Origin of the sequence: Clostridioides sp. GD02377, assembly GCF_045899875.1 — a bacterium.
Lineage (GTDB): Bacteria > Bacillota > Clostridia > Peptostreptococcales > Peptostreptococcaceae > Clostridioides > Clostridioides difficile_A.
Window position 1 is genome coordinate 103360 of the sequence record NZ_JBJODA010000011.1, and the last position, 16085, is coordinate 119444.

Here is a 16085-nt window from a genome sequence, read left to right on the forward strand (position 1 = left end):
CAACTATATTAGTTAGCGTTTATTTTATTAAGCTATTGTTGCATTCTCAACTAATAAATCTATTGTTTTTCTTATCTTTATTTGTCCTTTTATATCTTCTTTATCAGCATCTCTTAAAGAAGCTTCTATTTTGTCTATTTCCATATTGTAAGCAGAAGCCATTTTTTCTAACTCAGCTTTAAATTCTTCTTCTGTTGCTTCAATTCCTTCAGCTTTAGTTATTGCTTCTAATACTAGAGAAGATTTAACTAATTTTTTAGCATCTTCTTTTCTTTCTTCTCTTAATTCTTCCATAGTTCTACCAGTCATCTCTAATAATTGTTGTAATCCAAATCCTTGATATTGTAATTGGTAGTTAAGTTCATTTAACATATTATCTATTTGATGTTGTACCATAACTTCTGGTATTTCTATTTCTGTATTTTCAGCAACTTTTTCTACTACTGAATTTCTAGTTTCTGCATCTGCTCTATTTTTAGCTTCTTCTTCTAATTTAGCTCTTACATCTGCTTTTAATTCATCTAAAGTGTCAAATTCGCTAGTATCTTTAGCAAATTCATCATCTAATGCAGATAATTCTTTTACTTTTACATCATTTATTTTCACATTAAATACAACTGGTTTTCCAGCTAAATCTTGTGAGTGGTATTCTTCTGGGAAAGTAACATTAACTTCTACTTCTTCACCAGCTTTTTTACCTACTAATTGTTCTTCAAATCCTGGTATAAATGTGTTTGAACCTATAACTAAGTTATAATTTTCACCTTTACCACCTTCAAAAGCCACACCATTTTCAAAACCTTCAAAGTCTATTATAGCTGTGTCTCCATCTTCTAAAGCCTTATCTTCTACACTTACTAATCTAGCATTTTTTTCAACCATTTCTTGTAGTTTAGCTTCAACATTTTCGTCACTTACAGTATTCTCAACCTTAGCTATTTCTATACCCTTGTAGTTTCCTAATTCAAACTCTGGTTTAACTTCTACATTAAGAACCATAACTAATCCATTATCTTTGCTTATTTCCTCTATATCTAAATCTGGATTGTCTATTGGGTCTATATCTAATTCCTTGATAGCTTCTGGATAAACTTCTGGGAATAATATTTCTATAGCATCATTATAGAATATGCCTTTTCCGTATTGAGTCTCTATAACAATTCTTGGAGCTTTACCTTTTCTAAATCCAGGTATATTGTATTTATTTCTGCTTTTATTATAAGCCTTATTTACTGCTGCTTCAAATTTATTGTTATCTACTGTTATTTTTAAAGTAACTTTATTACCCTCTTTTTTAATTAGTTCTGCTTTCATCCTTCTAATCCTCCTAGTGATATTTATGTAATACCCGATAATGGTATCATAATTCATTCTATTTATAATTCAACCACTTAATTATATCACATAAGTTTTTTTATTTACAAGTGTTCCATTAATATCGTTGCACTTATTTGATAAAATTTAATTTTTTGAGTGTTTTTTGCCGTTTTTTTGGATAAATACACCCTTATATACGTATTTCTTCAATATTTATGTCATCATCTTCTATGTCCATAATAACAAAACTTTTATACGATACTCCTCTTGGAAGTGAAGTACTTCCAGGATTTATGTAAAGCACATTATCTTTAATTTCTCTAAACGGAGTATGGGTATGACCAAATATAACTATATCAGCTCCAACTTCACTTGCCTTGTTTTCTAACATCTGTGTTCCGTATTTTACACCATACTTATCTCCATGGCATAAAAATATAGTTTTATTTGCTACTTCAAAGACAACTTCTTCCTCAACAGCATCAAAGTCACAATTACCTTTAACTGCAATGATTCCCACATTAGTCATGCTGTAAATATATCTTGAGTCTGTAAAATTGTCTCCTGCATGAATTATTAGGTCACATTCTTTCAAATATGGTATTGCTTTTTCCATATTTTTAATCATCATATGTGTGTCACTTACTATACCTATCTTCATTACTTCACTACCCTTTTTATAAACTCTTGTTTCATAAGTTTTAGTGCATTTGCTCTGTGGCTGATTGAATTTTTTATAACACTAGGTATCTCACCAAAGGTTTTATTATATCCTTTTACTATAAATAAGCTATCATATCCAAAGCCATTTTTACCCTTTTCTTCAAAACCTATTGTTCCTTCACAGATTCCTCTTACTACAAACTCTTTTCCATCTGGGAAAACTACTGCTATTGCAGAGACGAATCTTGCATTTCTTTTACTAATTGGTATATTTTGCATAGATTTTAATAGCTTTTCTCTATTTTCTTCATCTGTTGCATGTTCTCCTGCATATCTAGCTGAATAAACACCAGGTTTTTTGCCTAAAGCATCTACTTCTAAACCTGAATCGTCTGATATTGCTATAAGTTTAGTTTTTTTAGCTATTGTTCTAGCTTTTATTAATGCATTATGCTCAAATGTTTTTCCATCCTCAACTATTTCTATACCTGCTAGGTCAACATCTTTTAAAGAATACACTGTATATTCAAAGTCTTTTAAGATTTCACCTATTTCTTCTAGCTTATGAGCATTATTAGTAGCAATTACTACTTCATTACCATACTCCATACCTAATATCTCATCTGCTATTTCACCTAAAGCTTCTCTTTGAAACTTTATTAATTCTTTATTCCCTTTTTCTCCTAACTCTAACAATAAATTTAAATCTTTTCTCGAAAAAGGTTTCTCTTCTCCAGTCCCCTGTACTTCTACAAACTCACACTTATCAGTCATTATTATATTCATATCTACCTGTGCTTTAGAATCTTCTTCATAACATAAATCCAACATATGTGTTTCATTTACTATTCCAACACTGATTGCAGATACAAAATTTGTTATTGGCATTTCTTTTATTGTCTTTGCTTTATATAATTTATATATTGCTTCTGCAACTGCCACAAATGCTCCTGTTATAGAAGCTGTTCTAGTTCCTCCATCAGCTTGTATAACATCGCAATCTACCCAAATAGTTCTTTCACCTAATTTATTCAAATCTACAACAGACCTTATTGCTCTTCCTATTAATCTCTGTATCTCTTGTGTTCTTCCGTCGATTTTCCCCCTAGATGCATCCCTTATCTTTCTTTGTTGTGTTGCTCTTGGCAACATAGAATATTCAGCATTTATCCATCCAGTACCACTATTTCTCAAAAAAGGAGGTACTTTCTCTTCTACTGATGCAGTACATATAACCTTTGTCTCTCCCATTTCTATAAGAACAGAGCCTTCTGCATACTTTGTATAATTTCTGCTTATCTTTACAGGTCTTATCTGGTCATTACTTCTATCATAACTTCTGGTCATTTTTAATATCCTTTCTTATATTTTTTATATTTTATAAAGTTATTTTTTATAATTTTTAATTTAATCAAATATTATATTGTTTTTTTATAATCTCATTAGCTTACTGAACTATTCTATCATTAATTATAGTAGTTTTCTAGTAAATTAAACGACTTTTTAGCCCTCTAATATAGCTTTTACTTCATCTTTCGATGATAAATTCAATAATTCTAAAAAGCTATCTTCATCTATAACTTTAATTCCTAAATCATTTGCTTTAGCAAGTTTAGAACCAGCTTCCTCCCCTGCCAAAACAAATGTTGTCGATTTACTTACACTAGATGTAGCTTTTCCACCTCTTTTTTCTATCATATCTTTTGCATCATTTCTTTTTAATGTAGGAAGCGTACCAGTCAATACTATTTTCATTCCTTCAAATATCTTTTCTACATTTTCTCCTGTATTATTCAATGATTTTGTGTTTACTCCTACACTTTTCAACTTGTTTATAACATTTATATTTTTGTCTTCCTTAAAAAACTCGACAACGCTGTTTGCCATTATACTTCCGAATTCCTCTAATTTTTCCAGTTGCTCACTTGTTGAAGAAATTACATCATCTAAGTCCTTAAAGTTAGATGCAAGTATTTTAGCTGCTTTAACTCCTATAAATTTGATACCTAATCCATTTATAAGTCTCCATAAATCATTTTCTTTTGACTTTTCAATTGAGTTTATTAAATTATCAGCAGACTTTTCACCCATTCTCTCTAGGTCGACTACATCTTCCTTTTTTATATAGTATAAATCAGATACATCTTGGATTATTTTTTCATTTAACAATAACGTAATTATAGATTCTCCTAGACCATCTATATTCATTGCATCTCTTGATACAAAGTGTATAATTCCCCTTCTTATTTGAGCTGGACAAGACATATTTATACACTTTACAGCAGCCTCCCCTTCTAATCTTACTGTTGGTTCTGAACATACAGGGCATTTTTCTGGCATCTTAAAATCTATTTCATCTCCAGTACGTTCTTCTGTTATAACTTCTAAAACTTGAGGTATTATATCGCCTGCTTTTTGAACTAATACTGTGTCATTTATCTTTATATCTTTTTCTCTTATATAATCTTCATTATGAAGTGTAGCTCTACTTACAGTAGTACCTGCAAGTCTGACTGGTTCAAGTATTGCTGAAGGTGTTATTGTACCTGTTCTACCAACTTCTACTATTATATCTATTATTTTAGTTTTTTTCTTTTCTGCTGGAAACTTATATGCAATTGCCCATCTAGGGCTTTTTGCTGTATATCCCATTTCTTCCCTCTGTTTTATATCATTTACTTTTATTACCATACCATCTATCTCATATTCCAAATTACCTCTATTCTCCGTCCAGTATTCAATATGTTCAATAACTTCATCGATATTTTTACAAACTTTATAACTTTGGCTTACTGAGAATCCTAATTCTTCTAAATACTCTAGGGATTCACTGTGACTTTTTAAATCATATTCTTCTATATTTTCCATATTAAATATAAATATATCTAAAGGTCTTTTGGCAGTTAATTTTGGGTCTAATTGTCTTAATGAGCCTGCTGCAAGGTTTCTTGGATTAGCAAATAAAGGCTGTTCTTGTTCTTCTTGTTGTTCATTTACTTTTCTAAAATTATCTTTTGAGATATATACTTCTCCTCTAACTATTAGTTCTTTTTTGTCATTTATTTTAAGAGGTATACTTTTTACTGTCATCAAATTGTGAGAAATATCTTCTCCTACAATCCCATCTCCTCTAGTTGCACCTTTTTCGAACTCTCCATTATTATAAGTAAGACCTACAGAAAGACCATCTATTTTAAACTCAACAACATATTCAACATTGTCTCCTACATATTCTTGAACCCTCTTGTCAAAATCTTTTAAGTCCTGTTCTGAAAAAGCATTCGATAGACTTAACATAGGAGTTTTATGGACAATTTGATTGAATTTATCTAATGGCTTACCTCCTACCCTATTTGTTGGAGAATCAATTCTCTTTAGTTCTGGATTTTCTTCTTCCAAAGAAATTAATTCTTTCATTAATTTATCATATTCATAGTCTGATATTTCTGGGCTATCCTGATTATAATACCTTTCATTATGGTAGTTTATTTTTTCTATAAGTTTATTAATCTCATCTTTAACGCTCACTTTTGCACCTCTTTATATTTTTTAAATTAAATTATTTTAAGATTTCCTTATAATTGATTATTTCCTATTTATACATTTTTTAGTATATCACTTTTTTGACTTTAAATTTATTACAAAAAAGTGCTTATCCAAAAATCTACACATAATGTAGGAACTCTTCCTCTATTCTGTAGATATTGTTAGAAAGTATAATTATTGTACCACTTTGTTTTCAGCTACATAATTTTCATATTAGAAATACTATATATTGGGATATTAGGTTGTCAAGGAACATAAAATAGTCATAATTTGCTAAATATAAAAAAGCGACTGCTCTGAAAAATCAAAGTAGTCGCTTATTAGAAATACAGGAAAAGTACTATTGATGTTATTTGTGAGAAGACTTTTTTCGTTTTATCCCTTTTTTCTTAGATATAGCCATAACTTTATCATAATTTGGTGTTAGTGCAAGTAGAATAGCTGTCACTATTAAAATCACAATTAAAGTCATTACACCAATAAGTGGCTGATAAACAATACCCCCGCCATTGTTATATCTAGAGAGACCAAGCCCTGCTGTGATTGGATAAAAGTCTGTTAGATTTCTTCCTGCGACAAATACACCACAGAAGCTATAGACAAATGCAATTCCTACACCTGCAAGAAATGTATTTTGTTTACAACCAAAATAAACAATAATTGGTAAAACAGCAACATAACAACACAGATTAACAATCAAAAGCTGAAATAAGGATTTTACAACGATTATAACAGCTATATTGATATGACAAAATATCAATCCTAAAATAACTGTGCATAAAAAGCTAAAAAAACTTAGAAGGACAGTAAGTCCTCCAATCACAATTAGTTTTCCCACTAGCAATTTACGCAATGAAACAGGAATAGTCAGTATGTTCTTTAAGGTTTGATCTGTATACTCACGATTAATAAGATATCCTCCAATCAAAGTAATAACAAATGGAAAAGCAAGGCTGAAATTATTCCAGATGACTCCATTAGCAAAACTTTCATACGTTAGAGGTTCGTTACCATGAGAGCTTATAATCTGAAAAACTGCCAATAGTGCCGAAAATATAACAGCAACAATACCCACCCATAGAATATTATATCGTTTTATTTTTTGAAATTCCGTAGTAATTATATCAAACATAGATACCTCCTAATTCTCCTGTTTCTTATAAATCATGCATATCAACAGGGCTGCCATAATTGCTATCAAGCATAAAGCACTTACACAAGCAAAAGTTGAAAGTAAATATGGTTGTCTAAGTGTTGTATATTTTCCAGTGGGGTCTCCCCAAGATGCCATCCACCATCGCATAATAATTGGAGAAGGCAATATGCTTAATAGTGGGTTATTTGGTTCAAAATTAATAATATTTAAGGATATACTAAAATTGAAAATAGCATATACAAAAGAAAGTATAATGGAAAAAATATAGCTACGGTTGAAATATACAATGAACACTACAATTGGAAGTGAAACAACAAAAAACATAATACCAAAAGTAATGCTCATCCCTAATTTTATAGCAATTTCCTCTACTGTTCCAACAATGAGTCCACCAATAATGGTAGCACTCAATCCAACAACGGAATAAAGCAGTGAAACCAGCAATAAAACAATGAGTTTTGCCAAAGCCAGTTTCTCTTTTGGTACTGGTACTGTCGCTAGATTTTTTAATACATCATTATCCCTCTCTATAAAAAACAGCTGACTAGCAACGATACTCAATACAACTGGTAGTAGCAAAAAATATCCAAAATTGATAACTAATTTGAACAATTGCTCAAAAGGCAAGTTGTCCTTTGCAATCAAAATTGTCGAAGGAATTGGAAATAAACAAGCACTTAAAATAGAAATCATGATAAATTTTAGCCTTTTGAGTTTTGAAAATTCACATGAAACCAGATCAAGCAATTCCTTCACCTCCTGTTACTTTCTTGAAGTAATCTTCAAGAGTGTCCTCACACAAATGAGATTCTGATACATCAATTTGATTTCGAATGAAAATGCGATTTATTGAAGCAACTGAGACATCTGTATTATAAAGCATAATATTGTGATCGTCTGCTATTTTGAAATTTTTCAAGTGAAGTTGCGTTTCCAAAATCCTTGCCGCCTGTGCTGCATCTGACACACCAAAATGTATGTATTTACTATTTTTTACTTCCAGTTCCGCAAGACTTTCTTCTTCCAGTAAAATGCCCTGGTCAATAATGCCAATGTCATCTGCCAGTAAAGAAATTTCAGAAAGAATATGACTGGATATCAAAATAGTTTTACCTTGTTCTGTACAAAGATTGCGAATAAATGTTCTTACTTCTGCAATGCCAATTGGATCAAGCCCATTGATAGGTTCATCCAAAATAAGCAGCTCTGGGTCATGCATAATGGCAAGAGCAATCGCCAGCCTTTGTTTCATACCAAGAGAATATTGAGAAAATAACTTTTTATCATTGTATTGTAAACCTACTACTTCCAATGCTGATTTCACTGCATTTTTCTTTGGTATCCCTCTAAGTCTTGCAAATATTTTGAGATTTTCTGTCCCTGTCAGATTAGGATAAAAACCTGGTGATTCAATCAGACATCCAATTCTAGGAAGAAGTTTATTTTCATTCTTCTGAATATCTTGACCGAATATCTTAATTTCCCCAGTAGTTGGTTTTGTTAAACCCAATAACATTTTCATTGTGGTTGTTTTACCTGCACCATTTCTTCCTAGTAAACCATAAATACGGCCTTTTCGAACGTGAATATTCAAATTAGAAACGCTCTTTTGAGCGCCATACTGTTTCGTTAAATTTTTCGTTTCAACAATTAAATTATTCATAGATAGTAAAAGCCTCCTTTGTTTATCTAAAATTATCATACAACTTCAATCTTGCATTAACCTTACAACAACCTTGTACTAACCTTGCAATTTTAGAATTCACAAAAAATCCCCCTGTGTATGTACACCACATAGGGAGAAATAGCTTTATATTAATGGTAAACTGACTGTAAATACAGTGCACTTTCCAATGTCACTTTGTACAGAAATGCTACCACCCATTCGCTCTACCATCTGAGCTACGATGGATAGTCCCAAACCACTACCTTTTGCTGAATGACCCTTGTCACACTTATACAGTCGCTCAAATATGTACTGTAAATTTTCTTTGGCAATCCCCACACCATTATCCTCAACACTGAGTAATACCATTTTAGAATATTCACTCATAGTAATCTTAATTTGGCTTGCTTGACTGTGAGCAATAACATTTTGAACTAGATTATTAATCACACGTGAATATCCATCTGGATCGAGATTGACCATAAATCGCTTTTCTGGAATATCAATTTCAAAATCCAACTTATTCTCACAGAAGATAGGAATCCAGTCTTTCAGAATATTGCGTGACAACTCTGAAATTTCCACAGATTCTATTGATAGCGTAAATTCATCAGAGTTAAACCTAAACCAGTCAAAAATCACATCAATATAATCCTTAAGATCATATGCTCTAAGTCTTGCTATTTCAATGTATTCCTCACGCTCTTGTCCAATTACGATACCACTATGTGCAGCATCCATATAGCCAATCAGAGTTGTTAATGGTGTACGAACATCATGAGATAGATTAGTCATAAGTTGCTTGCTAGTTTCATCCGCCTTTTTTAAAGAAAGTAACTTACTTTCATAATCGTAGACAATCTCATTAAGCTTATAAACCAATGGAGCCATCACATCGTGTGGCTTAACCAATATTTTGCGATTTCCGTTTCCATTTTGTACATCTTCAAGTGTTTCTTCTATATCTTTTAGGCTGCGTCTAACATGACCAAGTTTGGAAAATGCTAATATAGAAAAAAGAAGCAAAGCAATCGACAACAAGAGTAACAAGAGAATAATTGTTTTCGCATCCATTTTCATACCTCCATATTAAATTGATACCCAATCCCTTTTATTGTTTGTAAATACTTTGGGGATGACGAGTCTAGTTCAATTTTTTTACGCAAGCGACTGATAATAGCCATGATATTGCTATCATCATAGACATATGGTTCACCCCACACTGCTTCATAAATCTGCTGCTTCGTCAAAATCTTTCCCTGATGCCTTGCACAGAAAAGAAGCACACCAAACTCCTTTGGCGGAAGTAATATAGTTTTACTTTCAGTAGTCACTGTATGCTGGTCAATATCAATCAATAAACCTTTAAAAGAAAGTTGTTGTGGCTCTTCATTATTAGGATTAAAACGAGTGTAACGTCGGATTAGAGATAGGACACGAGCAGTAAATTCGGCAATCTCAAATGGCTTAGTCAGGTAGTCATCTGCACCAGCCCTCAAGCCATTCACTTTGCTATAATTATCACTTTTCGATGTCAGCATTAAAATGGGGATATTGCTGTATTTTCGTATTTGTTCCATTGTTTTGAAACCATTCATACCTGGCATCATAACATCAAGAACCACTAGCTGATAATCTTGTTTTGAAAGTTCAGTTAGTCCATCTTCTCCAGAATTGCAATAGTTAGCTTCAAGCTGTTCAACAGAAATGCTTTTTTTCAGCAAGATGCAAAGATCTTTATCATCATCTATAATTAAAACTTTATTCATCTGAGCTCCCCTTTCTATAGCCATCAGTTGTGTCCTTGGGAATTATCCCTACTATAGCAGTACTAAGACAACGCAATAGTAATTTATCATACAAGGAATTATACCCCATTTTTATTTGATTTTTCATTTTTCACTTGCTTTTTTTAGTATAATGTAATTCGTATTTGTACATTAGACACCCATTAGTATATTTCATCCTTTCTAAAAAATCAAGTATTCTACAGTTGTATATTTATTATATGTGTGATTGGAAAATTTATCAAATTAAAACGTCATGAGGATATACTTACATCAATATTAGGTATATACAAGGATTAAATGTTCCAAAGTCTTTACTAAATTTAGAAGGTGTAGTTAAGTTTAAGATATTAATAAAATATAAAAATTCAAAAAGGGTTTAGACTTAAAATTTAATTAGAAAAAATCAAATTTAAGACAACCCCTTTTATTTTTATTAAATTTTTTTATGTTTAATAACCTCTTGATATATCTACAACATTATCTATAGGTTTATTCTCCATTATATAGTGTTTCAAATTATTATAAACCATATTAAAGGTTCTTTCCTTATTCTTATCAGATACCCAAGAATTATGAGGAGTTACTATGACATTTTCGCACTCCCATAACTTATTCTCTTGGCTTAAAGGTTCACTTTCAAATACATCTAATGCTACTCCTCTGAATTTTTCTACACATTCTTCTAAATCTTTCTGATTAACTGTATTTCCTCTACCAACATTAATAAACACAGAACCCTCTTTCATAAGTTTAAACATGTCTTTGTTTACTATCCCATCTGTACTTTTTGTAGAAGGCATTGCTACTACAACTATGTCACATTCTTCAAATACAACATTCATATCATCAGTAGCAAAACATTTATCAAAGTATTTTTTACTACTTCCATCAGTATTTACTCCCCATATTTCTAAGCCAAAAGCCTTCAATCTTTTAGCTGCTTCTGATGATATAGTACCTGTTCCGAGAAATCCAACTCTTTGCCCATATAATTCTGATACAGAAAAATCCATCTTCCATTCTTTGTTTTGTTGCTGTTTAAAAAACTTTGCACTATTTTTATAGATTTCTAAAATATACATAACTATGCTTTCACCAATAGGTATACTATATCCACCTCTATTATTTGCTATTTTAATATCTCTCTTTAATACTTCTTCTTTTGGAAGTTGGTCTATACCTACACTAGTTGTCTGTATATACTTTAAATCTTTCATTTTAGAAATATCTAGTCTGCTAAATGGATTATATGTAACTAGTACATCTGCAGTATTTACATCTTCATTATTTTCAATACTATCTTCAGAGTAGTGTATAACATCATATCCTAATTCACTTATTTTCTCGAACTTCTCTTTTCCATAATTTATTGTAAATAAAACTTTCATCTTAATCTCCTCCATCTACTCACATTAAAACTTTTATATCCTACAGTACAATATGATACTTAATGTATATTAGTTAAACTCACTAGAAGATGTCTCAAATTTATTTATGCTCAATTGTTTTTCCTAAGACCATTGCATTACGTTCTTGAACTAAATTTTCTATTAAATTATTTAATGTCCAATCAATAGATGTTTCAGTTACCATAGCTGTAAAAGGCTTATTTATCCTCACTTTTTTTAATCCTTCTAAAAATGCATTCACTTGTGTACTTGGAATGTTATTAAATATCACAGACTTACTCTTAATTCCATTTTCACATTTATTTGATGTATTTCCATCCAAAATATCTCTAATTATGTCATCCCCATTTTTATCGCTTAAGATAATGTGGTCTCTTATTCCAGCAAAATTACTAACATTTTTAATTAGTGATAATTCTTTTTTATTAAAATTTACAAACATGATACACTTTCTATTGTGTATTTTATCTAGATTATTATTATTTATTTTTTCAAATGACATTTCATCCATCCTTTCATTTATCTATCTATATATGTTAATTTACCCCATCCGTTTAAAATAATCAATTTTTAATAGAGAATTTTTATATTAATACCCAAAATTATATTTAAATAGCTACACTATCCAAAACTAATCTGTAAAACTGGAATAATTAGATTAATATTTACAAATCCTAATCTAAAGGAGAGATACAATGAATACACTAAATAATAAATTTAGCATTAAAAACTTTTCAAACGCTTGGGTTATAGTACTTGGTTGTATGTTGATACAGGCTATTCCATTTAATCTCGTAGCTACTATACAACCTCAGTTTATAAGTTATGTTGTTGAAGGGGAAGGCTTTAGTTTGGCATCTTTTTCTCTAATATTCACCATTGGTACGATTGCTTCAGCAATTGTATCACCTTTTATTGGTAAATTGTTTTCTAAAGTCAATCTTAAGACACTCTATTTATTAGGCTGTATAATTTCTAGTATTGCTTTTGCTACTTTTTCTATATGTACTAAGCTATGGCAATTTTATACTTTATCATGTATTGTGCAAGTTGGTGCTACAATTATATCTGCTATAGGTATACCTGTTTTAATAAGTGCTTGGTTTGATGAAGAAAGTAAAGGAAAGGCTCTAGGATTTGCTTTTGCTGGTGGTTCTATTGGTAGTATATTTCTACAACCACTTGTAGTTCGTTTATTAGCATCTCAAGGATATAGTCGCTCTTATCTAATATTTGGGATTGCAGCATTGATAATTGGTATACCTATAATATTATTCATACTTAGAATGCCTAAGGATGCCAGTGAAATAGTAAGGTCTAAAGGAAAAAAAGAGAACTCATCTGATGCAATTTCTTCTTCAGTATGGGGTTATACGTTGAAAGAAGCTAAAAAAATTAAATATTTTTGGATTATGGCAATTGGATTTATATTTGTAGGTATATATGTTTCATCATTATCTGTACAATATCCAACTTACCTTAGAAATTATCTAAATCCAATTTTAGTAGGAACAGTAGGCTCCGTTTTTGCTTTATTCGCTCTCATTGGTAATATATTTGGAGGATTGCTGTTTGATAAATTTGGTCAAGTAAAGCCACTTATTGTAGCTTTTATATTAGTCCTTGTAGCTACTTTATCACTACTACTTGTAGATAAATCTTCCACTTTTGCATTTGTGTTTGCTACCTTAAAAGGGCTTTCTGTATTTGCTTATATGATTGGACCCGCTTATTTAACAGGTACTTTCTTTGGCCAAAAAGAGTTTGGTAGTATATATGGAATCGTACAATTAATTTTTGCAGTAGGCTTTGCATTAGGTTCGACATTATTTGGATTACTAGTTGATAACTTTGGTTATAGATTTTCTTGGTACATCATAATTTTATCAGTTATAATTGCTTATACTTTACTTATTATAACTTCTATAGGAATGAAAAAAATGAATAGAGAAAGGCTCGATAAACTAATGCAATAATTGATTTTTTAATATATAAACAATAATTAAAAAGATGGAACTCTTAATAATAAGGAGAGCTCCATCTTTTTATATATTACAATATAGCTAACTTTCTTTTATTTTTAACTTTGCTATCTATATCCTCATCCTTAACTATAGTAAATGCTTTAGTTGGACAGACATTTACACATGCAGGTCCTTCTGGAGATTCTATACAAAAATCACATTTATTTGCTGTCATTCTTTCTCTAAAACAAAGCTTTCCTTCGTCTATGTCTTTTAATGTAACTATATCTATTGCACCTATAGGACATGCTAACATACAAGTCTTACATCCTATACAATTTTCTTCATTTATTTTTATTGTGTTACCTATCCTAACTATACCACCATTTGGACATGCCTTTGCACAAGGGGCATCTTCACAATGTCTACATTGTATTGGGGCACTTACTTCCTTTGTCTTTATAACAGAAAGTTTTGGATTAAAATTTATCTCATCTGGGTTTTTGTAAAAAATATCCTCATCTGAATGTGCAACTACACATCCTATCATACAAGTTCTACATCCTATACACTTATCAGGGTCCGCTATAACAAAATAGTTCATTACTTAGCCACTTCCTTTCCTATACAATATGTAGTGTGTAATAAATGATGAGATTTTTCTCCTAATGGTTCTACTAGATATTCATCATACAATTTTTTAATCTCAGGGTTCTCATGAGATTTTCTAACTGCCAAATGTTCATCATGCACATATGTTGCCTTTGTTCTGTTTTCATAGGCTAATTCTTTATATTCTTCTAGTAAAATTTTTGGTTGACCTCCGCCACTTACACATCCCACAGGACAAGTCATAACTTCAATAAAATCTACATCTAATTTTCCTTTTTCTAAATCTTCAAGTACTGGTATTACATTTTTTAGTCCACTCACTACTCCAACTCTTAGGTCTAAATCTCCTATCTTAATAGTTGACTTTCTAAAACCATTCTCTCCTCTTACTTGTTTTACTTCTACATTAGGAATACTTTCTCCAGTTATAAGCTCATAACCAGTTCTTATAGCCGCTTCCATAACTCCACCAGTAACACCAAATATAGTTCCAGCTCCACTATAGCTACCTAAAGGACTATCAAACTTTTCTTCTCTTAAGTTTTTGAAATCAATTCCCATATCTTTTATTAGATAAGCTAATTCTCTTGTAGTCAACACTACATCTACATCTCTATATCCACTAGAATCCATTTCTTCTCTATCACATTCATATTTTTTACATGTACATGGCATTATAGAAACACTAAATATTTTTGATGCATCTATATTATTTATTTCTGCACCATAAGTTTTAAATATTGCACCACCCATCTGTTGAGGTGATTTACAAGAAGATAAATGATTAGTTAATTTAGGATAATTTTTTTCCATAAACTTTACCCATGCTGGACAACAAGATGTAAACATTGGAAGAGTTCCACCTTCTGTCACCCTTTTAATCAACTCGCTACCTTCTTCCATAATAGTCAAATCTGCTGCAAAGTTAGTATCATAGACTCTATCAAAATTTAAAGCTCTAAGTGCTGCTGCCATTTTTCCAGCACCTAGGTATCCTAGGTAATATCCAAAATCTTCACCTAAAGCTACTCTAACTGCAGGTGCACATTGAACCATAGTAAATACATTTGGGTCATTTAAAGCCTTTTTAACCTTATCTACATCACATACATTATATGCTGCAAATATAGGTTCATTTATAGATTCTGGTATATCTCTTTCTTGTTTTTTACTTTGCAAAAATTCGAATCCTTCATCTATAACTGAGGCATATGATTTACAAGTTTGAACACATTGACCACACATAACACATCTATCTAAATTTATTTCTTGTGGTTTCCCCTCTTCACCTTCAATAGCATTTACTGGACAGACTTTGGAACATTCTCTACATCCAGTACATAAATCTTTATCTATATTTATTATCATAAACGTCACCTACCCCTGTATCCTTTATTTATTTGTTAACAATAAGCTAAGTGCAGCCTGTCTATTCTTAGCCTTTTTGTCATCTATTGGAGTAACAAGTTTTAAAGCTTCCTGAGGACATGCACTTACACAAGCTATCTTTTCATTGTCTTTACATAAGTCACATTTATAAGCTATTTTTTTATTTTCTTCTAAAATTACTTGTTCTACTTCTTTACCATCTTCATATTGTGGAAGTAAATCTATAGCTCCAAAAGGACATGCTAGCAGACAAGTTTTACATCCTATACATTTTTCTTCATTTACAGACATAATGTTATTTTCTTTGATTATAGCTTTTTGTGGACATGAGTTTAGACAAGGAGCATCTTCACAGTGTCTACATTGTATCGGCATACAGAAAGTATCACCTTTTACCAAATAAAGTCTAGGTATAACAGGTATATCAACCGTTCCAACTGTATAACCTACATTGTTATGTTGATTATGCATTGTAAAACAAGCTACTTCACAAGCTCTACAACCTGTACATTTGTTTGGGTCTGCTATTACAAAAGAGCCTATTTTATTTTTCATATTATCCCACCTTTCAAT

15 protein-coding genes are annotated in these 16085 nt (G+C 31.0%); 1 reads left to right on the forward strand and 14 read right to left on the reverse strand.

Translation table 11 applies throughout. The features are described from left to right. Positions 1–27: 27 nt before the first annotated feature. From tig to Q3304_RS11550, 11 genes are all read right to left on the reverse strand, one after another. Positions 28–1314 carry a trigger factor gene (tig, locus tag Q3304_RS11500; protein ID WP_054277661.1) on the reverse strand — a complete coding sequence of 429 codons (1287 nt, stop codon included), beginning with the start codon at positions 1312–1314 and terminating at the stop codon, positions 28–30. 193 nt (positions 1315–1507) lie between these two features. Beyond that, positions 1508–1978, reverse strand: coding sequence for a metallophosphoesterase (locus Q3304_RS11505; RefSeq protein WP_054277662.1), 471 nt, complete (start codon positions 1976–1978; stop codon positions 1508–1510). Continuing rightward, positions 1978–3327, reverse strand: coding sequence for a ribonuclease PH (gene rph, locus Q3304_RS11510; RefSeq protein ID WP_407814662.1), 1350 nt, complete (start codon positions 3325–3327; stop codon positions 1978–1980). Before rph ends, Q3304_RS11505 begins: the two co-directional genes overlap by 1 nt. Before the next feature lie 156 nt (positions 3328–3483). Next, positions 3484–5508, reverse strand: coding sequence for an NAD-dependent DNA ligase LigA (gene ligA / locus Q3304_RS11515; RefSeq protein WP_407814663.1), 2025 nt, complete (start codon positions 5506–5508; stop codon positions 3484–3486). A gap of 367 nt (positions 5509–5875) precedes the next feature. After that, positions 5876–6658 (reverse strand): ABC transporter permease, encoded by a 783-nt coding sequence (locus tag Q3304_RS11520; protein WP_407814664.1) that lies wholly within the window; start codon positions 6656–6658, stop codon positions 5876–5878. A 9-nt stretch (positions 6659–6667) separates the two neighbouring features. Continuing rightward, positions 6668–7438 (reverse strand): ABC transporter permease, encoded by a 771-nt coding sequence (locus Q3304_RS11525; RefSeq protein WP_407814665.1) that lies wholly within the window; start codon positions 7436–7438, stop codon positions 6668–6670. Further along, positions 7422–8345 (reverse strand): ABC transporter ATP-binding protein, encoded by a 924-nt coding sequence (locus tag Q3304_RS11530; protein WP_407814666.1) that lies wholly within the window; start codon positions 8343–8345, stop codon positions 7422–7424. The genes Q3304_RS11525 and Q3304_RS11530 overlap by 17 nt, the downstream gene beginning before the upstream one ends. 147 nt (positions 8346–8492) lie before the next feature. Next, a complete protein-coding gene (locus tag Q3304_RS11535) occupies positions 8493–9428 on the reverse strand; it encodes a sensor histidine kinase (protein WP_407814667.1) in 936 nt (311 codons plus the stop codon). Continuing rightward, entirely contained in the window at positions 9425–10117 is a 693-nt protein-coding gene (locus Q3304_RS11540; RefSeq protein ID WP_407814668.1) for a response regulator transcription factor, read from the reverse strand. Before Q3304_RS11540 ends, Q3304_RS11535 begins: the two co-directional genes overlap by 4 nt. Positions 10118–10587: 470 nt before the next feature. Next, a complete protein-coding gene (locus Q3304_RS11545; RefSeq protein WP_054271748.1) occupies positions 10588–11526 on the reverse strand; it encodes a phosphoglycerate dehydrogenase in 939 nt (312 codons plus the stop codon). A 100-nt stretch (positions 11527–11626) separates the two neighbouring features. Then, a complete protein-coding gene (locus tag Q3304_RS11550; RefSeq protein ID WP_407815430.1) occupies positions 11627–12049 on the reverse strand; it encodes a DUF3783 domain-containing protein in 423 nt (140 codons plus the stop codon). A 193-nt stretch (positions 12050–12242) separates the two neighbouring features. On the opposite strand from Q3304_RS11550, the gene Q3304_RS11555 reads away from it, so the two are divergent. Further along, entirely contained in the window at positions 12243–13523 is a 1281-nt protein-coding gene (locus Q3304_RS11555; protein WP_054271750.1) for a conjugated bile salt MFS transporter, read from the forward strand. A gap of 76 nt (positions 13524–13599) precedes the next feature. On the opposite strand, the gene Q3304_RS11560 is transcribed toward Q3304_RS11555, so the two are convergent. The 3 genes from Q3304_RS11560 to Q3304_RS11570 are packed head-to-tail and all read right to left on the reverse strand — an operon-like array spanning position 13600 to position 16067. Then, entirely contained in the window at positions 13600–14115 is a 516-nt protein-coding gene (locus Q3304_RS11560; protein ID WP_054271751.1) for a 4Fe-4S dicluster domain-containing protein, read from the reverse strand. Next, entirely contained in the window at positions 14115–15491 is a 1377-nt protein-coding gene (locus Q3304_RS11565) for a [FeFe] hydrogenase, group A (protein ID WP_223153360.1), read from the reverse strand. Before Q3304_RS11565 ends, Q3304_RS11560 begins: the two co-directional genes overlap by 1 nt. Positions 15492–15515: 24 nt before the next feature. Further along, positions 15516–16067, reverse strand: coding sequence for a 4Fe-4S dicluster domain-containing protein (locus Q3304_RS11570; protein WP_054271753.1), 552 nt, complete (start codon positions 16065–16067; stop codon positions 15516–15518). Between the last annotated feature and the right edge of the window lie 18 nt (positions 16068–16085).